Source organism: Bacillus cereus group sp. MG20, assembly GCF_040459885.1.
GTDB lineage: Bacteria > Bacillota > Bacilli > Bacillales > Bacillaceae_G > Bacillus_A > Bacillus_A cereus.
In genome coordinates, this window is sequence record NZ_JARVHF010000001.1 from 1,437,150 (window position 1) to 1,457,961 (window position 20,812).

Sequence of the window (20,812 nt, forward strand, 5' to 3'; positions counted from 1 at the left end):
TCAGGTTTTTTTATTGGTTATATGCTTTTAACTAGTTCAACAACTTCTTCAGCAGTTGACATCATTAATGCTTTTTCTGCTAATGTTTCCATTTCTGCTTTTGACAACTTGCTTAGTTGTGTTCTTGCAGGAAGAATAGATGTTGCACTCATACTGAACTCATCTAAACCTAATCCTAATAATAATGGGATAGCAAGTGAATCGCCTGCCATCTCACCACACATACCAGCCCATTTGCCTTCTTTATGAGCAGCATCGATAACCATTTTTACAAGACGTAAAATAGATGGGTTATATGGTTGGTATAAGTATGATACTTGTTCGTTCATACGGTCTGCAGCCATTGTGTATTGGATTAAATCATTTGTTCCGATAGAGAAGAAGTCAACTTCTTTCGCGAATTGATCTGCTAATACTGCTGAAGCTGGGATTTCAACCATCATACCAACTTCAATAGAATCAGAAACAGTTGTACCCGCTTCTACAAGTTTCGCTTTCTCTTCTAATAAAATTGCTTTTGCTTGACGGAACTCATCAAGAGTTGCAATCATTGGGAACATAATTTTTAAGTTACCGTATACGCTAGCACGAAGTAATGCACGAAGTTGTGTACGGAACACATCTTGCTCATCAAGACATAAGCGAATTGCACGGTATCCTAAGAATGGGTTCATTTCTTTTGGTAAATGTAAGTATGGAAGCTCTTTATCTCCACCGATGTCAAGTGTACGAACAACGACTGGTTGACCTTCTTTTACACCTTCAAGAACTGCTTTATACGCTTCGAACTGCTCTTCTTCTGTTGGAAGATTGTCACGACCCATGTATAAGAATTCTGTACGGTATAAGCCAACGCCTTCTCCGCCATTATCGATAATACCTTGTACATCATTTGGTGTTCCGATATTTGCAACAAGCTCAACATGATGTCCATCACTTGTTACAGTAGCTTGGTCTTTTAATTTTGCCCATTCAGTTTTTTGCTCTTCAAATTTCGCTTTCTTTTCTTCAAACGAACGAAGAGTTTCTTCTGATGGGTTTACAATTACTTCTCCATCTAAACCGTCAATGATAACGATATCGCCGTTTTGGATTTTCTCCATAACAACTTTCGTACCAACAACAGCTGGAATTTCCATAGAACGAGCCATAATTGCAGAGTGAGATGTACGTCCACCGATATCAGTAGTGAAACCTTTTGCATACTTACGGTTTAACTGAGCTGTATCAGATGGTGTTAAATCTTCAGCAATAATGATTACCTCTTCAGAAATTGTACCAGGATTTGAGAAGTTAATTCCTAGTAAATGTGCAAGAACGCGTTTTGTTACGTCACGAATATCCGCAGCACGTTCTTTCATATATTCATTATCCATGTTTTCAAACATAGAAATAAACATTGATGCAACTTCATCCATTGCAAATTCAGCATTTACTTTTTCGCTATTTACTTTATCTTTTACTGGGTTTACTAGTTCTGGATCATTTAACACTAATAAATGTGCTTCAAAGATCGCAGCTTTGTCAGCACCTAGCTCAGCAAATGCGTGGTCCTTAATAGCTTCTAATTCAGTTTTTGCTTTCTCAAGCGCAGCGTCTAAGCGTGCAATTTCTGCAGCTTCGTTTGTAATTGATTTCTTTTCGATGTTAAATTCAGGATTTTCAAGTCTGAAAGCCTTTGCAATAGCAATCCCACTTGATGCAGCGATCCCTTGAATGTTAAGAGTCATTATTCTCCTAATCCTTCGTTTTTCATAGTTTCTTCGATAGCTGCTAGTGCTTGAGCTGCATCATCACCATTTGCAGTGATTTTAATTTCTGCGTTTTGTTGAATGCCTAAAGACATAACGCCCATGATTGATTTTAAGTTAACGTTCTTTCCGTTATACTCTAAGTTAATGTCAGAACCGAATTTGCTTGCAGTGTTTACAAGTAGAGTTGCTGGACGAGCATGAATTCCTGAGTCGCTAGTTACTTTAAAGATTTTTTCCATGATTATTTATCTCCTTTAAATTACAGTTTTTTTTAGTTGTATAGACGTGAGTACTACATCATCTATTGTATATAATAGGCGATGTTCGGTCAACCACATCGCCTATTATAATTATAAACATTTTGCGTCAAATTCCTACTGAATGTCAATAATAGCGGTTTCGCCCTTCTTAACATTTCCATCTTTTTTCAATTCGACTTGTTGCCCTTGTTGTAAGTTTGTAAATACAATTGGTGTAATGATAGATGGTGCATTTTCTTTTACAAATGCAAGATCTACTTTTAATAATGGTTGGCCTTGCTTCACTTTATCACCTTGTGCTACAAGTGCCTCGAATCCTTCACCATTTAATTTTACAGTATCAATACCAAAGTGGATTAAAATTTCTTTTCCGCCTTCAGATTGAATACCAATCGCATGTTTTGTAGGGAATACATTGACAATTTCACCGTTAACTGGAGAAACTACTGTTCCTTCAGTTGGCTCAATTGCAAATCCGTCTCCCATCATTTTTCCTGAGAATACTTGGTCAGGCACTTCTGTAATTGGTAAGATTTCCCCTTCGATTGGTGATACAATTGTTTCATTTTCATCAACTTTTTGAGGAGCTTCTTCCACTTTTACAGGTTCTTCTTTTTCAACATGAGGTGTACGACCTGACATTATATCATGAATTTGTGATTTTAACGTGTCAGATTTCGGTCCGAAAATAGCTTGAATGTTATTTCCAACTTCAAGTACACCAGCTGCTCCAAGTTCTTTTAAGCGGTCTTTGTTTACATTCTTTTGTTCGTTAACTTGAACACGTAAACGAGTAATACAAGCATCTAAAGAAGCAATGTTTTCTTTACCACCAAGTGCTACTAATACTTCACGAGGAAGTTCGCCTGCTTCTGTTTTTCCTGCACCGTCATTCGCATTTGCCTCTTCACGACCAGGTGTTTTTAGATTCCATTTACGGATTGCAAAGCGGAATCCGAAGTAGTAAATAACTGCTAGTACAAGACCAACAATAATTACCCACCACCATGCTGTACGGCCTGGTAGTACACCGAATAATAGGAAGTCAATTAAACCACCAGAGAATGTCATACCAATTTTAACACCTAAAATTTGCATTGTCATAAATGATAGACCAGCAAATACAGCGTGAATTCCGAACAATACTGGCGCTACGAATAAGAATGAAAATTCAAGTGGCTCTGTAATACCTGTTAAGAAAGATGTTAATGCTGCAGAACCTAAAATACCTGCTGCTAATTTTTTATTTTCTGGACGTGCTTCATGGTACATTGCTAAAGCTGCTGCTGGAAGACCGAACATCATGAACGGATACTTACCAGTTGTAAATGTACCTGCTGTTAATTCTACACCGTCTTTTAACTGTGCCATAAAGATTTTTTGGTCACCACGGATTAATTCGCCAGCTGCATTTGTATACTGTCCGAATTCGAACCAGAACGGTGAATAGAAAATGTGATGTAGTCCAAATGGAATTAATGAACGTTCAATTAAACCGAATATAAATGCTGCGATTGTTCTATTTGCATCAATCATTTGATGTGAGAACGTGTTTAAGCCACCTTGAATGTATGGCCAAACGAAGCACATGATAATACCTACTATTAAAGAGAATGTTGCAGTTGCGATCGGTACGAAACGCTTACCTGCAAAGAAACCTAAGTATGATGGTAATTCAATGTTGAAGTATTTATTATAGCAATATGCCGCTACTATACCGACGATAATACCACCAAATACCCCTGTTTGTAGCGTTGGAATACCTAATACGTTTGCATACGCTGGATCTGCAAATCCAATTTTTACTGGGTCTGCTCCAGAACTTGTTACTTTCACTAGCTTATCTACTTCTAAGAACACACTCATCGTTTTGTTCATAATTAAGTATCCGACGAATGCTGCTAAACCAGCTACTCCGTCTCCACCAGCTAAACCAATTGCTACCCCAACTGCGAATAATAATGCAAGGTTAGCGAAAATAATATCACCAGATTGTTCCATAATTTTTGCAACCATTACGAACCAATCTGCTTTTAAAGCAGGAATAACATTTGTTAACTGTGGATTTTGAAATGCATTACCAAATCCAAGTAAAATACCTGCTGCCGGTAAAATCGCTACTGGAAGCATTAACGCTTTTCCGACTTTTTGAAGAACACCAAAGATCTTCTTAAACATGGAAACCCTTCCTCTCTTATCTATATTGATACCTTCCGACAAACGCCAAAAAGACATGAGGAAAAAAAGATAGAACGATAGCTATACAAAGGGTAGTATATCCCTTTCTCTAGCTTACATTCCTTACTTTTCTCCACTCATGCCTGATCGAATCAGTAACACGTGTCAAAAATAGGTTTACGTATAAGTTCACTATAATTAAGGCAAACGTTTTCGTTACTCACCTTAATGTGTTTGTCGAAATTTGTATAACTTTGCAATAGTTATTATACATAACTATTGTAAGCGATTCAATCATTTTTTTTAACGTTTTCATTTTAGACAAAAATATATGACTTATTACACATGCTCTGCCTTGACTAAGCGTTGCAAGTGCATCGTTAAATAAATACTTTCAGCTTCATATACAGGTAGTTGCAACTCTTTTTGCATGACCTTAACTAGCTTCCAAGCTACGTTATAGCAAACTGGATACTCCGCCTTTAATAAATCAGCAAAACTTTGCGATTCTTCTACTTTTTCTCCTTTTTTCACCCTCTCAATAGCATATTGGAGATGACGAATAAGGCGTAAATAATGAATGCTCTCTTGATCTAATGTAATTTCTAAGTTTGTCTCAATTAAAGATACAAGTTGTGCAATGAGACGGGAGTTTTGATTAACTGAAGATAAATCAGAATTTGTAAGCGAACTGTAAATGTGAAGTGCAATAAAACCAATTTCTCCTTCTGGCAATGTAATTTGCAAACGAGAATTTAAAAGTTCTACAACACCTTCCGCAATTTCATATTCCTCTGGATAGAGCATTTTTGTTTCAACTAAAAAAGGATTATCAATTGTAAGTCCTTGTTTTAACCTTTTAATTGCAAATGAAATATGATCTGTTAACGCAATATGAATATGTTCATTTAGTGGAGATTTCGCTTTTTCTTGAATGTACAGCATAATATCGTTCATCAATTCAATTAATTTTTCACTAACATGCGGCACTAATAATTTATATTGTTCACGATCACGTTCATTTTTTAAGACAAACATTTTTTCGATTTGTTCTTGCTCCAATACATCTTTCGCTTTTTTCCCAAATCCAATTCCTTTACCAATCACTACTACTTCCTCGTGTTCAGGATGGCTAGCAATGATGACATTATTATTTAAAACTTTTTTAATTTCTAGATAATTATTCATATAACACCACCCTCGTACTTAAATAGCCTACTTTTATGTTACAGAATATTCTTCTTTGTCGTCAATGTAAAACATCTGCCATTTAATAAAAATTCATTTTTTAGACATGTTTATATATGATGCGTATAATGTAAGAGCAACTGTACATAGAAAGGAGATAACAGCATGATTAAAATGTTTGTAAGTGATATCGATGGTACAATGATGCAACACGGAGGTCTTATTGATGAACAAGATGTTGCGGCACTACGCAGCCTCGCCGAGCAAAATGTTATTCTTTGCTTCGCTTCCGGAAGACTTGATAATGAAATTGCAGACTTAATGAAAGCTGTAAATACAAATTTTCATCGTATTAGTGTAAATGGTGTTTTTGTATATACACATGAAAATAAACAACTATTATCTGCAACTTTTGATTCCAGCATACTTCCCGATTTGTTAGCTATGACGAATGAAAATCCTTATTTCCGTTATGTAAGTGATGAGCATAATTATTACATTGAAGAGAAAACACCTTTTATTCAAGAACTTGAACAACAAGTAACAATGACTTCTGTTGAAGAACCAAACTTACTACAGAAGATTGATGATACAATTTTCCCAAATAAAATTTCTGTCGGTGGAACAAAGGAGAGCTTACAACTCCTTCAAAAAAAAATTGATGAAAAATTCCACGGGAAAGTTAGCACTTTCATCTCAGCAGAACAATGTTTAGATGTAATGCCACCGAATGTTAGTAAAGGCTCTGCCATTTCTGTTTTATTAAATGAGTTTCAAATAAAACCTGAGGAAATTGCTTGTATAGGGGATTCTTACAATGATATTCCTATGTTTTCTTTAACTCCCCACAGTTTTGCTATGTCGCAAGCAGATGATGCAGTAAAAAAACACGCTCACTATGTAGTAAATCACGTCAGAGATGCTGTTAACCACGTAATTGCTCATAATAAAAATACGACTCATTCCTTATAAGGATGAGTCGTATTTTTATTTCTTTACATGTTATCCATTTTCATTTCGACTGTACTTCACAAACTGAAATATACTATTTGTTACGTGCGATATTCGTAATAAATTTATAACGATCTCCACGATAAATACATTTCACGTACTCTAGCGGTATCTCACCTTCTGAATATGACCATTGACGCATTACAAGTACAGGCGCCTTTTTAGGAATATGCAGATGTTCAGCTTCATTTTCCGTCGCAACAGAAGCTTCAATTGACTGAGTAGCGCTAACAAGTTTAAAGCCCAGTTTTTTCTCTAAATGTTCATATAAAGATTGTTGCAATATCTCTTCGTTAATATCTTTTACAAGAGCTGGCGACAAATATGTCGTCTCAAAAGCAATCGGTTCATCATCAGCTAAGCGAATACGCCTCACTTCATAAACCGATTCCCCCTCCTGTATTCTCAACCGGTCTGCTATTTTAGCAGTAGCTGGAACTAGGCGGAAACTAAGTAATTGACTACTTGGGTTCATTCCACGAGAAATCATATCTTCTGTGAATCCCGTCATTCCTTGCAATTTTTGTTCCACTTTCGGAAGTTGGACAAATGTTCCAATTCCACGCTTCCGATATAAATAGCCTTGTTCCACTAAATTATTAATCGCCTGTCTGATTGTCATACGACTCACTTCGAACTTATCACAAAGTTCATTCTCAGATGGGATTTTATCTCCCGGCTTCCATTCGCCGTCCTCAATTAGCTGTTTCACCCACTCTTGAATCTGATAATAGATCGGAAATGGTGAATACTTGTCGATGTTCATCAGCAATCGCCTCACTGCATAAAGATAGAGCTTCTTGATCTGCGATTACGGTTACATTCGGATGACGTTGTAAAACTGTAGCCGGACACTCTTCACTATATTCACCTTGCAATAATTCTTTAACAGCTTCTGCCTTTTTAGAACCCATAGCAACAAGTAGAACTTGTTTCGCTTTCATAATGCTTCCAATTCCCATTGTAATCGCATGAGTTGGCACATCTTCTTCTTTTTCGAAGAAGCGAAGGTTTGCTTGGCGTGTAGATTCTGTTAATTCAACAATGTTCGTTGGAGAATTAAACAGTGTTCCTGGCTCATTAAATCCGATGTGACCGTTTTCACCGATTCCAAGAATCTGTAGGTCAACTGGGTTAGCAGTTAGAATGCCCTCGTAACGTTTGCACTCTTCCTCTAAATCACTTGCCATCCCGTTTGGTACATAAGTTTGTTTAAATGGAAGATGATCAAACAACTGTTCTTGCATGAAATAGTGATAGCTGTTTTTATCTTCATGTGGTAAATTTACGTACTCATCTAAGTTTACAGTGGTTACACGGCTTGTATCAAGTTTATTTTTTCGCATTTCTGCATAAATACCTAATGGAGAGCTTCCTGTAGCCATTCCTAATGTTGGATTTTCTTTTGTTTTTACAACTTCTTCAATTAATTTATAACCTGCTTCGGCTAGTTCTTCTGGAGTTTTTACAACAAGAATATTCATTTAATTACTTCCCTTCCTTCATATGAATTCCTAAACGAACCGTATCATATACATGTAAATCTTCATTCATCACAACAAAGTCTGCATCTTTTCCTACTGCTAATGCACCTTTATTATTTAATCCAAACTCTTCTGCTTGGTTAACTGATGTCATCAGTACTGCATCTTCGATTGAACAACCCGTAAATTCAATTACATTTCGGAAAGCTTGATCCATTTTTAGAATACTACCAGCTAACGTTCCATCTTCTAATCGAGCACTACCATCTTTTACATGTACTGGCTGTCCGCCAAGCTCATATAATCCATCTTCAAGACCTTTTGCGCGCATTGCGTCAGTAATAACACTTACTTTTTTCGGTCCTTTTAACTTATATGCTAATTTCACCATATCAGGGTGAATATGAATACCATCTGTAATTACTTCAACCATTACATTTGGATTTAATAACACATGACCAACAACTCCTGGTTCACGGTGATGTAATCCACGCATTTGATTGTATAAATGTGTCGCATGTGTAATCTTTCTATTTTTTAGTTGCGCATCAATTGCATCTGTATGCCCCATTGTGCCCACTACACCAGTTTCAGCAAGATATTGTTCAAACTCTAATGCTCCCTCTTCTTCTGGTGCATATGTTACTAATTTAATTAAATTCCCACTTGCTTCTTGCCATTGTTTAAATTGCTCAATATTTGCAGGAACGATATGTTCAAGTGGTTGTGCACCTGCACGTTTCTTTGAAACATAAGGTCCTTCTAAGTGAATATATTCGAAATGCGCTCCTTTTTCTTTTGCTTCTTTCGCAGCAGTTAGCGCTGCTTCAATTGCCTCTGGAGCTTGTGTCATTGTTGTCGGGAAGTAAGTTGTAACCCCTTCTTTTAACATTTCTTTACCTAGAGTTACTAACCCATCGCTATTTGCATCCATCGCATCAATATCGTATCCACCATGAATATGAACATCGATCATACCTGGAATTACAATCTTCCCTGTAGCATCAAAAACAGTTTCATTTTCTTGTGGTACATATTGAGCCATCAAACCAATTTCTTTAATGGTTTCTGCGTAACGGATAAATCCGTTTTCCACTATTTCTTGACCTGTGTAAATTTTGGCATTGATGACAATTTGCGTTTTCATTTTCATCGATCCTTTCCCATGAAATACCTACTTGTTATTATTACCTTATTCGCCTAGTTCCATCTTAATATATGCACGAGTAGTTGTCTATACATTCTAATGAAATTTCCTTTTTATTCAACAAAAAAGGAAATTTCTTACGTCCCTTATAATTATAATATATATTATTCATTTTTCCAAAAAGGGACAGTATCCACCCCTAATATAGAAATCACTTCAACAATGGCATTAACCCGCTAGACTCTAACATAACATGTTCACCATCTGTTTCTATTTCTACTGTACGTTTATTCGTTCTATATACCATTATACCGTGCCTTTTTAAGCGTTTTACTACACTTTGATGAGGATGTCCATACGGATTACTACTCCCGTAAGACAGAATAGCAAACTGCGGTTCCACTTTTTTTATAAACGTTTCACTTGTTGAAGTATACGAGCCGTGATGCCCCACTTTTAAAACATCTGCATGTACATCAAATTGTTTTAATATTTCATGTTCTGTCCGTACATCCGCGTCACCCATTAATAAAAAATCCGCTTTTCCATATCGCACCTTTAAAACAATTGAGGATTCATTATTTTCATCTTTTGATTTCCCATTGTTTAATACTTGTATAGAAACATGTGGATCCAGCGGTATATATTGCCCTTCCTTTACTGAAACGAAAGGTATCCCTCTTTTTTTAATATTGTTCCGATATGTATGATAAGTAAGAGAACTATATGTTTTTCCGCTATCTAATATAAGCGATACCGGCATTTGCTCTACAATTGGAATTAGCCCCCCTATATGATCCATATCAGGATGGGTACTGACAATTACATCTAAATGATTAATGCCTTTCTCAATTAATTTCTGAATAATAACCTCTCCTGCTTCATAAGGTCCTCCATCAATTAACATTGTTTGTCCGTTTGGCATTATGATAAGTGTTGCATCACCTTGCCCCACTTTTAAAAAGCTCACTTTCATTTTACTAAGATGTTGCCGATGCATATGTAAAGGAGACGTAGTATGAATAGACATCATATACCTTTTAGCTGATGCGCTATTTAAAGAAAAACATAATAAAACAGAAACTAATAATAGAATAATCCGCATACCTCTCATAACTCGTCTCCTTTTTTCATTTAGTATGGCACTGTAAATAATTGATATACAAAAAAAAGCTTAGCAAAATGCTAAGCTTTTATTTCGATATCTCTTGTAAGGAACCGAAGAATAAATCCGCTTCATTCATTTGTTCATTCTCTTCAGAAAGCGGCGGTAAATCATCTAATGTTTTCAATCCAAATGTGTCCAAAAATTCTTTTGTTGTTCCGTATAAAATAGGACGCCCTGGTCCTTCTGCTCTTCCCATTTCTTTTATAAGTAAATGTGAAACCAACGTTTGTAACGCCTTATCGGTTTTAACTCCTCTAATCTCTTCCATTTCAGTCCTTGTGATTGGTTGACGATATGCAACAATCGCTAACGTTTCAAGGGCAGCTTGTGAGAGTGAAGCAGCTGTTGGTGTATCTATTAATTTTTGATAATATGAAGCATGTTCTTTCTTTGTAGCAAAACGATATACTTTTGCATACTGTACAATTTGCAAACCACGGTTTGCACCTTCACATTCTTGTTGCATTTCTTCTAAAATATTAATTACTTCATTCATTTCAATTTCAAGAACTTTCGCTATTTGTTCTGGATAAATCCCTTCATCACCAGAAACAAATAAAAGGCCTTCAATAATTGACTTTTGTTCTTTCCTATCCATTTCACGAGCTCCTTCCTTCTATTTTCCCATAAAAATACACATCAAAAAACCGAATCACACTCAATGCGTTCGGTTCAATATTTCTTCTCTTGTTCCAAACGATACATTAAAACATAGCATGAGATAAAGTGTTTCTATCCCAATTTCATATACTTGCTCTATGCAGATTTATTAGAGCTTGATACGAAAATTTCATCAAAATTATGTTCTTGCTCAATTATGATTTGTTGATTTTTCATAAGTTCCAGAACTGCTAAAAATGTTACAACCATTATTTCACGTTCATCATCAACAAACAAATCATGAAAACTTTGGCGACCACCCTTTATTTTTAACTGCTTTAAAATATCAGTCATTCGCTGTTCAATTGGTATTTCTTGACGAGTAATACGTGTTGTTACAGGTTTTTTTGCCTTTTTACGGCGCATTAATTTTTGAAATGCCGCTAGCATATCATATAACGTAACATCAAGAGGCAAGCTTGTCTCTTCTTCTTGTTGCAACGATGTAAAGTCAATTGGTGGACGTGTATATAGCTGTGCTCTTTCTTGTTCTCTTTCTTTTAACTCAGTAGCAACTTGCTTATATTTCTTATATTCAATTAACCTCTCCATCAATTCTTGACGAGGATCATCTATAAAATCATCACCGTTATCAAGTACATCTTCTTCATGTTTCGGCAACAACATTTTACTTTTAATTTGTAATAACGTTGCGGCCATTACTAAATACTCACTTGCAACATCTAATTGCAGTTCTTTCATCGTATGCACATAAGATAAATATTGCTCTGTAATATCTGCTACAGGAATATTATATATATCAATTTCATAACGATGTATTAAATGTAACAATAGATCTAAAGGCCCTTCAAAAGCCTCTACTTTAAAATTATATTGCACAAAGCATCCCACCACATTTTTTCTATAACAACATAAGTATAGAGCATACTCATGTTCTATCCAACCTTTTTAAGAAATTTAATTAAAAATAGACCGATGCCTATGTCATCATGCCCACCACTTCATATGATAACAGTGTAGTAAGAACAATGTAGGAGGTCAAAAAACTATGGGTCACGTTGATTGTGGTTTTAGCGGTGGGTTCGCATTACTTGTTGTACTGTTTATTTTGCTAATTATTGTAGGAGCAGCTTGCTTCTGCTAATATGAACAATAACGGCTAGGGGGAAATCTCCTAGTCGTTTATTGTTCATATTTCTATGATACACTTATATGTATAACCGTTAGATAGGGGCGAGAAAACATGTATCCTACCGAATACATACAATTTTTAATTCATTTCCAAGGAGATTACGACTATTTTGAATGCCACGAAATACTAGAAGAGTACTGGAAGACAAAACCAAGAGGAAATCGTGATCATTACTTAGTTGGTCTCATTCAAATTGCAGTTTCTTTATACCACCAAAGACGTGCTAACTGGAATGGTTCCACAAAAATGATGAAAAGCGCAATCACAATTTTAGAAAAAAGCGGTGTGTCTTTACAACGTTTAGGAATTAATCAAGTACAACTTCTTTCCTTGCTCAATGAAAGATTGCAATCTATCCATAAAAAAGAACGTTTTGTACCTTTATTTTTACCCTTATCAGATCCATTGTTAGAGAAGCAGTGCATAGAGTTATGCAAAAAACAAAACCTCTCTTGGAAAGACTTGAATGCTATTCCAAGTGAATATATTATACACAAGCACACTTTGCGTGATCGCACAGAGGTCATTACTGAACGAAACGAACAATTACAAAAAAGAAAGCAGAGATAATAAACTACTTATCCCTGCTTTCACGAATGTATATTTTGTTCTAGCCCTTTACATTTTTCGCAAAAACTTGCTGTTTGCTCATTTCCGCAAATTGTAAACTCAAGAAATTTACTCTTTAACTCTTGAACCATCTTCGTTCCAATCCCCACATGACGGTGAGACGGATTTACACTTAAATGCTGAATTTCTAATACTTGATTCTCTTTTTTTACAATCCCCATTATTCCAACAAAATCTTCATTTTCTTTCCACAAATACAATTGCCAATCATCTTTTGCTTCATATTCTTTCATTGTCAATTGTAATGTTTTCAAATCTTTTTCAGTTGGCATAAACGAAAGAAGCCCCATTGCGATTTTTTCATAACTTTTTTTAAAACGAATTAACATAACCCTTATCCCTTCTCACAAAAGTTACAAACTAGTAATCCCCTCAATCACTCTTTTCATATCACATTCATTTTACAATATTTTCAACAGAGTGAGAAGAGTCTAAAACAACTTGATAATCATACAAAGCGAAAAGAAGAAAGTCAAATCTATGTTTCAGCACTATTCCTTTAATAAATAGAGTGAAAAAAAGAAAATTTTATATAGAATGAAAAGAAACATATCATTCAACATCACTTCATTCATAGTTACCCTAAAGCAGCACAATTCTAGCAAAATTAATATAACAAAAAGTATTTGTGGAAACATATAATGTAATGTATTCTATGTAATTTGTTAAAGGTTTGTTCTCACAAGCAATATATTTTAGCAACAATACTACTTGTATGATGCTGTAGAAGAAGTACTCAATCTCATTAAAAATAAAAAAGAGAGCAAAAGCTCTCTTTTCCCTTACCTTATTCTTCCCAAACTTTAACTTCTTTCATTACATCGCCTTGACGCATTTTTAATACTGTTTCAATACCGCTTGTTGCTTTACCAAATACAGTATGAACGCCATCTAAATGTGGCTGTGGCTCATGAACAACAAAGAATTGGCTACCGCCTGTGTTACGGCCAGCGTGAGCCATAGAAAGTGATCCTACAAGGTGTCTATGAGGGTTTCCATCAGTTTCACATGGAATAGAGTAACCTGGACCACCAGCACCTGTACCTGTTGGGTCTCCACCTTGGCTTACGAAGCCAGGAATAACACGGTGGAATGTAACACCGTCATAAAATCCTTGCTCTGCTAATTTTTTAAAGTTTTCTACTGTTTTTGGCGCTTCTTCTGGGAAAAATTCCAATTCGATTTTTTCACCGTTTTCCATTAATATGTATCCTAAAGTTTTCATATGTATATGTCTCCTTTCAACTATCTCAGCACTATATTACCACATTCATGACTAGAAACAAAAAGAATCCGACAATCTAGATACTTCTTTTTTGAAATGTGGAAAAAGCTAGGTGACAAATAAGAAATATATACTATAATAACTTTGTTGCCCGAAAATTTTAGAAAGAGAAAGGGAGCGGTTTTTCGTGAAAACGAAATTATTAGCTCTGCTATTAGCTGTAACGGTATTTATGATGCCAACAGCTTCATTTGCAGACATCATCGAGGGAGAATCAATTGTTACACTAGGAGAGAACTTATCCGAACAACAAAAACAAGATCTGTTAAAAGAAATGAAAGCACCGAAAGATGCTACAATTATCACTGTATCTAATGCGGAAGAACATAAATTTCTAGAAGGCATTGTTCCAAAAGCACAAATTGGTACGAGAGCAATTTCTTCTTCTATGATTACATACACAAAACCAGGATCTGGTCTTATTGTACGATCAAAGAACATTAACTGGGTAACAGATGCAATGTACACTAACGCTTTGATTACAGCAGGTGTAAAAGATGCAGAAATTCAAATTACTGCACCTTTTAAAGTTTCAGGAACTGCAGCTTTAACTGGATTAATGAAAGCATATGAAACTGCGTCCAATAAACCAATTCCGGAAGAAGTTAAAAAAGTAGCGAATGAAGAAATGGTACAAACAGCCCAGCTTGGTGATAAAATTGGTGAAGAAAAAGCAGTTCAACTTGTTGCAAAAATTAAAGAAGAAATTGCAAAAGAACAGCCAAAAACAACAGAAGATTTACGTTCATTAATTAAAAAAATTGCTGATCAACTCGGCATTACATTAACAGATGAACAGTTAGATAACCTAGTAGCGTTATTTGATAAAATGAAGAATCTTAATATCGATTGGAATCAAGTTGGTAGTCAATTAAACAAAGCAAAAGAACACGTTTCTGCCTTTTTAGGATCTGAAGAAGGACAAAGTTTTCTAGATAAAGTGAAAGATTTCTTCTCAAGTATCATTGATTTTGTTAAATCTTTATTCAAGTAAAAAAGAAGCCCGCCAGTGACGGGCTTCTTTTTTATACAAGTAACGGTAATTTCATAACAGCCTCTTCAACCGAACGCACTATATGATTTGCTTTCTCCTTTACATATGGATGGGCATGATGAAGAGTAAATGAATGCGGGGTTACTTCAAACATAGAAATATCATTGAAGGAATCTCCAATACAAGCAACTTCATTTGCTTCAATTTGCAAATGGTCCATTAGTCGCTTTAGAGCACTCCCCTTACTCACGCCTCTTGGCATAATATCAACATAGCGTTTACCTGATATAAAAACTTCCGCTTCGCCTTGAAACATATCTCGTAGCTCTTGATCTAACGTCACAATTTTCTCTTCTTCTCCAAAAACAAACAATTTTGCAGGGTGTACAGTCTTACCAAACTCTTCTTCTAACGCTTCAATTTCAGCGATATGCACGCCCATATACGCTTCAAAATTATGGTGATGTTCATTTTTCCTTTTTGTATATCGTTGCTCATTTGCACAAACAATATCCGCTAGTCCCTTTTTATGTATATATCGATATATTTCCTGGGCAACCGTATTTTCAAAACTCGATTCATGAAATAAATTCCCATCTGGAAGTAACATTGTCGCTCCATTTAAGCCCGTTGTGTAATATGGGAATGAAAACCTTTTTACAACTTCATCAATTCTGTGTGTAAAGCGGCCAGAGGCAAAACAAATATTTGTCCCTTTCTCAGCTAACCAACACAGCGCACGTTCATCTTCTTTTTGCATATGATTCACATCGTAAACGAGCGTGTCATCTAAATCACTTACAAATAATTTAATCATGTCCTCTTCCCCTTCCATACACAATATCTACTCTAAGTGTACACAAAAAATGTTTGATTTTTGTTAAAAAACAATAAATTTTTACTAAAAAAAATAAACGGGTGTATAATCCCGTTTATTTTTGTCTTTTTACATTTTGAGGTCTTACAATACTTGGTCGTACTTTTAAACTAGACATCGTTGGACGGAGTAAAATTTTTGTTAACGCGCCCCAATCAAATGGTAAAAACGGCCATAAATAAGGTGTTTGTAAACTTTTTATAGACGTTAAAAATAAAATTAATATCGTCATACCAATTACAAATCCCATCTCATGGAAGAGACCTGTTAAAATAATAACAAACAATTTCCCAACCTTATTCCCTAATCCTAATTCATAACTCGGTGTTGCATATGCACCAATCATCGAAACCGCTACATACAAAATTACTTCTGGCACAAACAAACCTACATCAATTGCAATTTGACCAATTAATATGGCAGAAATCAACCCTGCTGCAGACGATAATGGGGTTGGAGTATGAATAGCAGCCATCCTTAAAAACTCAAGTCCGACCTCTGCCATTAACACCTGTAATAGGATTGGTAAATGCGTCATCTTAGTCGGTCCAATAAAAGCAAGATTTGCTGGTAAAAGAGTTGGATCAAATACAAACACTAACCAAAATGGTAATAAAAATAGCGAGAATATAACACCTAAAAAGCGCACCCAGCGTAAAAATGTACCGACAGCTGGATTTTGTCTAAACTCTTCTGCATGCTGTAAATGGTGAAAATATGTTGTCGGTGTAATCATAGCACTAGGCGATGTGTCAACAAGTACTAACACATGTCCTTCTAGTAGATGATTTGCTGCTACATCTGGCCTTTCTGTATATCGAATAAGCGGGAATGGGTTATAGCTTTGCTTTACAACAAATTCTTCTACTGTTTTATCCGCCATCGTAATTCCATCTACATCAATGTTATTTAATTCTTGTTTTATAATCTTTACTAAATCTGGATTTGCAACATCTTGAACGTATGTAATACAAATATCCGTTTGTGATCTATCTCCTACTCGAACCATTTCATTTCGAAGTCGTGGATCTCGAATTCTCCTACGAATTAACGCTGTATTTACAACGATATTTTCAACAAATCCATCCCTCGCACCGCGTACTACCTTTTCGGTATCTGGTTCTGTCGGTGTTCGCCCTGGATAACTACGAACATCAATCGCGAACGCTTCCGTTTCACCTTCCACAAATATCACAATGAGCCCTGATAATACTTGGAGCATTACCTCATCCATCGTTTTTACTTTGCTTACTTGTTGATGGATTAAGCGATTCTCTAAAAGCTTCACTGTATCTTCTTCTACATCCCTTATCTCATTTGTATCCACCGCTTCTTCTAAAATAGGGATAATATAATTTGTATCACAAAGTCCGTTTACAAATAACACACCGATTTCTTTATTCAAAATTTGAAATTTACGAATGCCAACATCGTATGTAACGCCTAGTCCAACTGTCTGCTTTAAATAATTTTCATTATCACTTATGAAAGTTGATATAGGGATATCCACTTTTTTAGGCTTCGTCATAAAAACCACTCCTTTCCAAAATTAATTGAATCGCTTTTCTAGTAATAGGTGATCCCCTCTCCCATTCATCATTCCCGCACATCTTACCAATGTCACCGACTCCAACGATGACAGGAACATTCAAGTCATCTAAACAATAAATTGTATCTCCGCTAATTCTGCCAATTTCACCATCTGGAAGTCCAAATTTATCAACACCGTATTCGGTTAAATTTCCGTTCCGATCTACACTTACATCTACACGTGCCCATTCCCAATGATGCGTATTAGACGCTACCGCTAAAATACCGAGCACATCAATTTGTTTATGGGTAGCTACATATTTTAAAGCCTTTTCACCAGATCCTTCTCCAATAAATCCACTGTCATCAAACATGACAAATACAGGGTCATATGGCGTTTGCATAATAAGCTCAACAACTTTTTTCCCTGTCAATTTGGTTGGATTACTTTGTGATGCTGAAATACACCTTCCCCCAAATTCCTTCGTTAAAAGCTCAATTGTCCGCTTTGCATATTCATCTCCATCTGTGACCAAAACAACCCTTCGTCTCATTTGATTTATCCTTTCGGTTTACATATAAGTGCTATAAAAAACGAAAACAATATCGCTGCGGAAATGCCCGCAGACGTTAAACTAAACATGCCAATACCAATTCCTAAATATCCATGTTTTTCTGCTGCATGCATTGCTCCGTGCAATAGTGAATGTCCAAAACTTGTAATAGGGACTGTTGCTCCAGCACCTGCAAACTTTATTAGTTTATCGTACAATCCAAATCCATCTAAAATTGCTCCGATGACTACAAAAGTTGCCATTAAATGAGCTGGTGTTAACTTTGCGAAATCTAACAATAGTTGCCCAATTACACAAATAGCTCCACCTACAAGAAATGCATATATAAAATCCACAATTCACTCTCCTTTAACTCTCTCAAATACGACACCATGTGCAATTGTTGGAATCGTTTCTTTCTGTTGCATCATTATCGGGCTTAATAATGCGCCAGTGGCAACGACAAAAATTCGTTGTAAATTCCCTTTTTGCATCTCGTGTAATAAATGGCCATATGTGACAACTGCTGAACAAGCGCAACCACTACCACCTGCAAACACTTCTTCTTGACTTGATTCATAAATCATTAATCCGCAATCATTGTATATATGTCCAAGATCGTAACCTTCCTCAAGTAAAAGTTGTTTTGCAATCGGTGTCCCAACAGCTGATAAATCACCCGTAACAATCAAATCATAGTCATCGGCACTTCTTCTTAAATCTTCAAAATGCTGTTGAATTGTATGAGCTGCTGCTGGAGCCATCGCTGCCCCCATATCCAAAGGATTTGTGATTCCTAAATCTTGCACTTTTCCGATTGTAGCCGCCGTAATTTTAATTGCACTTTTTTCATTGCTAATTAATATAGATCCTGCACCAGTCACAGTTGAATTTGCTGTCCCTGGTTTTTGCCCACCGTACTCTGTTGGATAGCGAAATTGTCTTTCAGCCGTTGCATTATGACTACTTACTGTAGCTAAGACACGATTTGCAAATCCACCGTCTATAAAAGCTGAGCCAACTGCTAAAGTTTCCATAGACGTCGCACAGGCGCTAAACATTCCTAAAAAAGGAATGCCCCACTGACGCGCAACATAATTTGCTGTCACTGTTTGATTTAATAAATCTCCCGCTAAAAAGAAATCAATTTGCGATGTTTTTATATTCCCTTTTTGCACTGCTTGTTGAATTGAGTCTGACATTAATCTTCGTTCGGCGAGCTCCCAATTTTCCTCTCCACAATGCAAGTCATCATATGAAATATCAAAATCTTTTCCAAGAGGGCCTTCAGCTTCTTTCGGACCGACAGCAGTACCCGTTGCATTCACATATATGTCGTTTTGAAATACCCACGTTTGTTTTCCGGTCAACCTCATACTAGCCCCTCCTTTAAGACATAAAAATTTTAAAGGTATACCTTATTAACCCAATGATATATGCACCAACAACCCCAAATACAATCACACTTCCTGCCAGTTTAAACATATTTGTCGCAATCCCTAGAACAATCCCTTCACTCTTATGTTCTAAAGCAGCGCTTGCCATAGAATTTGCAAATCCTGTTACCGGTACCGCTGATCCTGCTCCAGCAAATTGACCGATTTTATCATATACACCACACCCCGTTAAAATCGCGGATAATAAAACAAGAGTTGCAACAGTTGGGTTTCCTGCCTCTTGTTCACTGAAGTGAAAATAATGTATATAAAATTTCATCAATACTTCTCCAACTGTACAAATGAGTCCACCTACAAGAAATGCTTTGATACAATTTAGTAAATAGTTTGGCTTTGGATGATACTCCTTCACTTTATTTATGTAATCATCCTTCAATTTCTGACTTGTCATTTATATACTGCCTCCTACTTTACGAAATAAATCCAGTGAAACAACGATCCTATTACTTTCCCAAGCACAAGAGCAACGAGTAAAACAATAATCTTCCCCTCTACCCCTACTCGTTTAGCTAAAATAGGTAGAACATTTAACACCTCTGTTAATGCCGCAGCGAGCATTCCAATGAACGTACCACAAAATAGCCCTAATATAACGAGCCAATATTGCGACGTTTGAAGTGTAATGTTTTTCAAACTGCACCAAGCCCCTGTTAAAGTACCTGCAATGACTGCCCACTCAAAATATTGAATATGCTTTCCACTTCTCGTTAATTGAGCTAAACGGGGGATTATACCAAGTACAGCTAAAAATGCGACATATCCGCTACCTACCGCTATCCCTCCAGCTAAACCAATTAAAATAACAAACCCAGACTCAATCATCGGCAAGTTGTTTCATATTATCCTTGTTTTCATTAACGATTACATATTGATCAAGTGACTGTTGATATTGAAACATCTCAACTTCTAACGGACTCGGCTCTTCATTAATTCGCTTTTGAAATACATGATTAAAGAATAGAACCATCCCTAAACCAAGACCTACAGAATAAGGAATTTGAAATAAAAGTGGTTGTGCATTAAATTCTCCAGTAATCATGTAATATAACCGTTGATGTACTTGTTGCATACTTACATCCTCATGGAAATAAATGATTGCAAGAGCTGCTCCAATGAAAAGTAAAAGCCATACAAGCCCGAAAAAAATTGGGTGTGCCTTCTTTTTTTCGTATATAATTTCAACAAGAGTTTGTCCGGAACCGAGTAAATTAATTTGTACGTGAGATGCTTTCTGTTGAATAATCTCAATTACTTTCATAACATCAATTACAACATGCGTCTTATCATGCGCTGTTATTTTGTAAACTATCTCATTTTGTAACAACTCAACTACGGAAGAATCTCCGGCAAGTTGAGCAACATCGCCCAGCTTTACTTCATAAGTAGGAGAAACTTTTAAACGATTGCGCATTTTAATATAAATCGTTTGTTCCAACTTTCATTCACCCCTTCACTCTTCCTCGTAGTTGTAGTATGGTTATT

Annotated in this window: 24 protein-coding genes; 4 read left to right on the forward strand and 20 right to left on the reverse strand. The window is 36.0% G+C overall.

The window, feature by feature from the left end; genetic code table 11:
- Positions 1-17: 17 nt before the first annotated feature.
- The 4 genes from ptsP to glcT form a co-directional block, all read right to left on the reverse strand.
- On the reverse strand, positions 18-1,730 hold the full coding sequence (ptsP, locus tag QCI81_RS07215; RefSeq protein WP_000174216.1) for a phosphoenolpyruvate--protein phosphotransferase: 1,713 nt from the start codon (positions 1,728-1,730) through the stop codon (positions 18-20).
- Positions 1,730-1,993, reverse strand: coding sequence for a phosphocarrier protein HPr (gene ptsH / locus QCI81_RS07220; RefSeq protein ID WP_000411080.1), 264 nt, complete (start codon positions 1,991-1,993; stop codon positions 1,730-1,732). Before ptsH ends, ptsP begins: the two co-directional genes overlap by 1 nt.
- 135 nt (positions 1,994-2,128) lie before the next feature.
- Positions 2,129-4,192 (reverse strand): PTS glucose transporter subunit IIABC, encoded by a 2,064-nt coding sequence (gene ptsG / locus QCI81_RS07225; RefSeq protein WP_071729739.1) that lies wholly within the window; start codon positions 4,190-4,192, stop codon positions 2,129-2,131.
- A 339-nt stretch (positions 4,193-4,531) separates the two neighbouring features.
- Positions 4,532-5,380 carry a glucose PTS transporter transcription antiterminator GlcT gene (gene glcT, locus QCI81_RS07230; RefSeq protein ID WP_001067322.1) on the reverse strand — a complete coding sequence of 283 codons (849 nt, stop codon included), beginning with the start codon at positions 5,378-5,380 and terminating at the stop codon, positions 4,532-4,534.
- Positions 5,381-5,545: 165 nt separating this feature from the next.
- Between glcT and QCI81_RS07235 the strand changes: the two genes are divergently transcribed.
- Positions 5,546-6,352 (forward strand): Cof-type HAD-IIB family hydrolase, encoded by an 807-nt coding sequence (locus QCI81_RS07235; protein ID WP_071729737.1) that lies wholly within the window; start codon positions 5,546-5,548, stop codon positions 6,350-6,352.
- A 73-nt stretch (positions 6,353-6,425) separates the two neighbouring features.
- Here QCI81_RS07235 and QCI81_RS07240 read toward each other — a convergent pair whose 3' ends face one another.
- The 6 genes from QCI81_RS07240 to scpA all read right to left on the reverse strand — a co-directional run bounded on the left by QCI81_RS07240 (position 6,426) and on the right by scpA (position 11,690).
- Positions 6,426-7,157, reverse strand: a complete 732-nt coding sequence (locus QCI81_RS07240; protein WP_014894892.1) for a GntR family transcriptional regulator — start codon at positions 7,155-7,157, stop codon at positions 6,426-6,428.
- Positions 7,087-7,875 (reverse strand): glucosamine-6-phosphate deaminase, encoded by a 789-nt coding sequence (gene nagB, locus QCI81_RS07245; RefSeq protein WP_353810650.1) that lies wholly within the window; start codon positions 7,873-7,875, stop codon positions 7,087-7,089. The genes QCI81_RS07240 and nagB overlap by 71 nt, the downstream gene beginning before the upstream one ends.
- Positions 7,876-7,879: 4 nt before the next feature.
- Positions 7,880-9,022 carry an N-acetylglucosamine-6-phosphate deacetylase gene (gene nagA / locus QCI81_RS07250; protein WP_071729805.1) on the reverse strand — a complete coding sequence of 381 codons (1,143 nt, stop codon included), beginning with the start codon at positions 9,020-9,022 and terminating at the stop codon, positions 7,880-7,882.
- A 211-nt stretch (positions 9,023-9,233) separates the two neighbouring features.
- Positions 9,234-10,136, reverse strand: a complete 903-nt coding sequence (locus tag QCI81_RS07255) for a ComEC/Rec2 family competence protein (RefSeq protein WP_001214828.1) — start codon at positions 10,134-10,136, stop codon at positions 9,234-9,236.
- Positions 10,137-10,215: 79 nt separating this feature from the next.
- On the reverse strand, positions 10,216-10,788 hold the full coding sequence (gene scpB / locus QCI81_RS07260) for a segregation/condensation protein ScpB (protein WP_000375171.1): 573 nt from the start codon (positions 10,786-10,788) through the stop codon (positions 10,216-10,218).
- Between the two features lie 158 nt (positions 10,789-10,946).
- Entirely contained in the window at positions 10,947-11,690 is a 744-nt protein-coding gene (scpA, locus tag QCI81_RS07265; protein ID WP_001199751.1) for a segregation/condensation protein A, read from the reverse strand.
- A 169-nt stretch (positions 11,691-11,859) separates the two neighbouring features.
- On the opposite strand from scpA, the gene QCI81_RS07270 reads away from it, so the two are divergent.
- Positions 11,860-11,955: a YjcZ family sporulation protein gene (locus tag QCI81_RS07270; RefSeq protein ID WP_000510194.1), complete on the forward strand. Its 96-nt coding sequence runs from the start codon at positions 11,860-11,862 to the stop codon at positions 11,953-11,955.
- Positions 11,956-12,054: 99 nt separating this feature from the next.
- Complete coding sequence (locus tag QCI81_RS07275) at positions 12,055-12,573, forward strand: DUF309 domain-containing protein (protein WP_000283610.1); 519 nt, start codon at positions 12,055-12,057, stop codon at positions 12,571-12,573.
- A 20-nt stretch (positions 12,574-12,593) separates the two neighbouring features.
- On the opposite strand, the gene ribT is transcribed toward QCI81_RS07275, so the two are convergent.
- Both ribT and QCI81_RS07285 read right to left on the reverse strand, forming a co-directional pair.
- A complete protein-coding gene (gene ribT, locus QCI81_RS07280; protein ID WP_025118450.1) occupies positions 12,594-12,962 on the reverse strand; it encodes a GNAT family N-acetyltransferase RibT in 369 nt (122 codons plus the stop codon).
- 458 nt (positions 12,963-13,420) lie between these two features.
- Positions 13,421-13,858: a peptidylprolyl isomerase gene (locus QCI81_RS07285; protein WP_016080395.1), complete on the reverse strand. Its 438-nt coding sequence runs from the start codon at positions 13,856-13,858 to the stop codon at positions 13,421-13,423.
- Positions 13,859-14,045: 187 nt separating this feature from the next.
- On the opposite strand from QCI81_RS07285, the gene QCI81_RS07290 reads away from it, so the two are divergent.
- Positions 14,046-14,912 carry a DUF1002 domain-containing protein gene (locus QCI81_RS07290; protein WP_000850513.1) on the forward strand — a complete coding sequence of 289 codons (867 nt, stop codon included), beginning with the start codon at positions 14,046-14,048 and terminating at the stop codon, positions 14,910-14,912.
- Between the two features lie 31 nt (positions 14,913-14,943).
- Here the strand turns inward: QCI81_RS07290 and QCI81_RS07295 are convergent, their stop codons facing one another.
- The 8 genes from QCI81_RS07295 to QCI81_RS07330 form a co-directional block, all read right to left on the reverse strand.
- The gene (locus tag QCI81_RS07295) at positions 14,944-15,747 is read right to left on the reverse strand and encodes a Cof-type HAD-IIB family hydrolase (RefSeq protein ID WP_003271593.1); all 804 of its coding nucleotides are present in this window, start codon (positions 15,745-15,747) and stop codon (positions 14,944-14,946) included.
- Positions 15,748-15,844: 97 nt separating this feature from the next.
- Positions 15,845-17,317 carry a spore germination protein SpoVAF gene (gene spoVAF / locus QCI81_RS07300; protein ID WP_000165595.1) on the reverse strand — a complete coding sequence of 491 codons (1,473 nt, stop codon included), beginning with the start codon at positions 17,315-17,317 and terminating at the stop codon, positions 15,845-15,847.
- A complete protein-coding gene (gene spoVAEA / locus QCI81_RS07305) occupies positions 17,304-17,873 on the reverse strand; it encodes a stage V sporulation protein SpoVABEA (RefSeq protein WP_001254416.1) in 570 nt (189 codons plus the stop codon). Before spoVAEA ends, spoVAF begins: the two co-directional genes overlap by 14 nt.
- A gap of 5 nt (positions 17,874-17,878) precedes the next feature.
- Positions 17,879-18,229 (reverse strand): stage V sporulation protein AE, encoded by a 351-nt coding sequence (gene spoVAE, locus QCI81_RS07310; RefSeq protein ID WP_000345907.1) that lies wholly within the window; start codon positions 18,227-18,229, stop codon positions 17,879-17,881.
- 3 nt (positions 18,230-18,232) lie between these two features.
- Positions 18,233-19,249 (reverse strand): stage V sporulation protein AD, encoded by a 1,017-nt coding sequence (gene spoVAD / locus QCI81_RS07315; RefSeq protein ID WP_001241140.1) that lies wholly within the window; start codon positions 19,247-19,249, stop codon positions 18,233-18,235.
- A gap of 13 nt (positions 19,250-19,262) precedes the next feature.
- Positions 19,263-19,721 carry a stage V sporulation protein AC gene (gene spoVAC, locus QCI81_RS07320; protein WP_000203808.1) on the reverse strand — a complete coding sequence of 153 codons (459 nt, stop codon included), beginning with the start codon at positions 19,719-19,721 and terminating at the stop codon, positions 19,263-19,265.
- 14 nt (positions 19,722-19,735) lie between these two features.
- The gene (spoVAB, locus tag QCI81_RS07325) at positions 19,736-20,152 is read right to left on the reverse strand and encodes a stage V sporulation protein SpoVAB (RefSeq protein WP_000572941.1); all 417 of its coding nucleotides are present in this window, start codon (positions 20,150-20,152) and stop codon (positions 19,736-19,738) included.
- The gene (locus QCI81_RS07330; protein WP_053563708.1) at positions 20,145-20,765 is read right to left on the reverse strand and encodes a stage V sporulation protein AA; all 621 of its coding nucleotides are present in this window, start codon (positions 20,763-20,765) and stop codon (positions 20,145-20,147) included. Before QCI81_RS07330 ends, spoVAB begins: the two co-directional genes overlap by 8 nt.
- Between the last annotated feature and the right edge of the window lie 47 nt (positions 20,766-20,812).

Excerpts from the sequence above, each read along its gene's own strand:
- QCI81_RS07285 (WP_016080395.1), bottom strand. The coding sequence starts at position 13,858 with ATGAAAACTTTAGGATACATATTAATGGAAAACGGTGAAAAAATCGAA.
- scpB (WP_000375171.1), bottom strand. The coding sequence starts at position 10,788 with ATGGATAGGAAAGAACAAAAGTCAATTATTGAAGGCCTTTTATTTGTT.
- spoVAC (WP_000203808.1), bottom strand. The coding sequence starts at position 19,721 with ATGACAAGTCAGAAATTGAAGGATGATTACATAAATAAAGTGAAGGAG.
- spoVAB (WP_000572941.1), bottom strand. The coding sequence starts at position 20,152 with ATGATTGAGTCTGGGTTTGTTATTTTAATTGGTTTAGCTGGAGGGATA.
- spoVAF (WP_000165595.1), bottom strand. The coding sequence starts at position 17,317 with ATGACGAAGCCTAAAAAAGTGGATATCCCTATATCAACTTTCATAAGT.
- spoVAEA (WP_001254416.1), bottom strand. The coding sequence starts at position 17,873 with ATGAGACGAAGGGTTGTTTTGGTCACAGATGGAGATGAATATGCAAAG.
- QCI81_RS07270 (WP_000510194.1), top strand. The coding sequence starts at position 11,860 with ATGGGTCACGTTGATTGTGGTTTTAGCGGTGGGTTCGCATTACTTGTT.
- ribT (WP_025118450.1), bottom strand. The coding sequence starts at position 12,962 with ATGTTAATTCGTTTTAAAAAAAGTTATGAAAAAATCGCAATGGGGCTT.
- QCI81_RS07240 (WP_014894892.1), bottom strand. The coding sequence starts at position 7,157 with ATGAACATCGACAAGTATTCACCATTTCCGATCTATTATCAGATTCAA.
- QCI81_RS07275 (WP_000283610.1), top strand. The coding sequence starts at position 12,055 with ATGTATCCTACCGAATACATACAATTTTTAATTCATTTCCAAGGAGAT.
- nagB (WP_353810650.1), bottom strand. The coding sequence starts at position 7,875 with ATGAATATTCTTGTTGTAAAAACTCCAGAAGAACTAGCCGAAGCAGGT.
- QCI81_RS07255 (WP_001214828.1), bottom strand. The coding sequence starts at position 10,136 with ATGAGAGGTATGCGGATTATTCTATTATTAGTTTCTGTTTTATTATGT.
- glcT (WP_001067322.1), bottom strand. The coding sequence starts at position 5,380 with ATGAATAATTATCTAGAAATTAAAAAAGTTTTAAATAATAATGTCATC.
- QCI81_RS07295 (WP_003271593.1), bottom strand. The coding sequence starts at position 15,747 with ATGGAAGGGGAAGAGGACATGATTAAATTATTTGTAAGTGATTTAGAT.
- spoVAD (WP_001241140.1), bottom strand. The coding sequence starts at position 19,249 with ATGAGGTTGACCGGAAAACAAACGTGGGTATTTCAAAACGACATATAT.
- ptsG (WP_071729739.1), bottom strand. The coding sequence starts at position 4,192 with ATGTTTAAGAAGATCTTTGGTGTTCTTCAAAAAGTCGGAAAAGCGTTA.
- ptsP (WP_000174216.1), bottom strand. The coding sequence starts at position 1,730 with ATGACTCTTAACATTCAAGGGATCGCTGCATCAAGTGGGATTGCTATT.
- nagA (WP_071729805.1), bottom strand. The coding sequence starts at position 9,022 with ATGAAAACGCAAATTGTCATCAATGCCAAAATTTACACAGGTCAAGAA.
- QCI81_RS07235 (WP_071729737.1), top strand. The coding sequence starts at position 5,546 with ATGATTAAAATGTTTGTAAGTGATATCGATGGTACAATGATGCAACAC.
- ptsH (WP_000411080.1), bottom strand. The coding sequence starts at position 1,993 with ATGGAAAAAATCTTTAAAGTAACTAGCGACTCAGGAATTCATGCTCGT.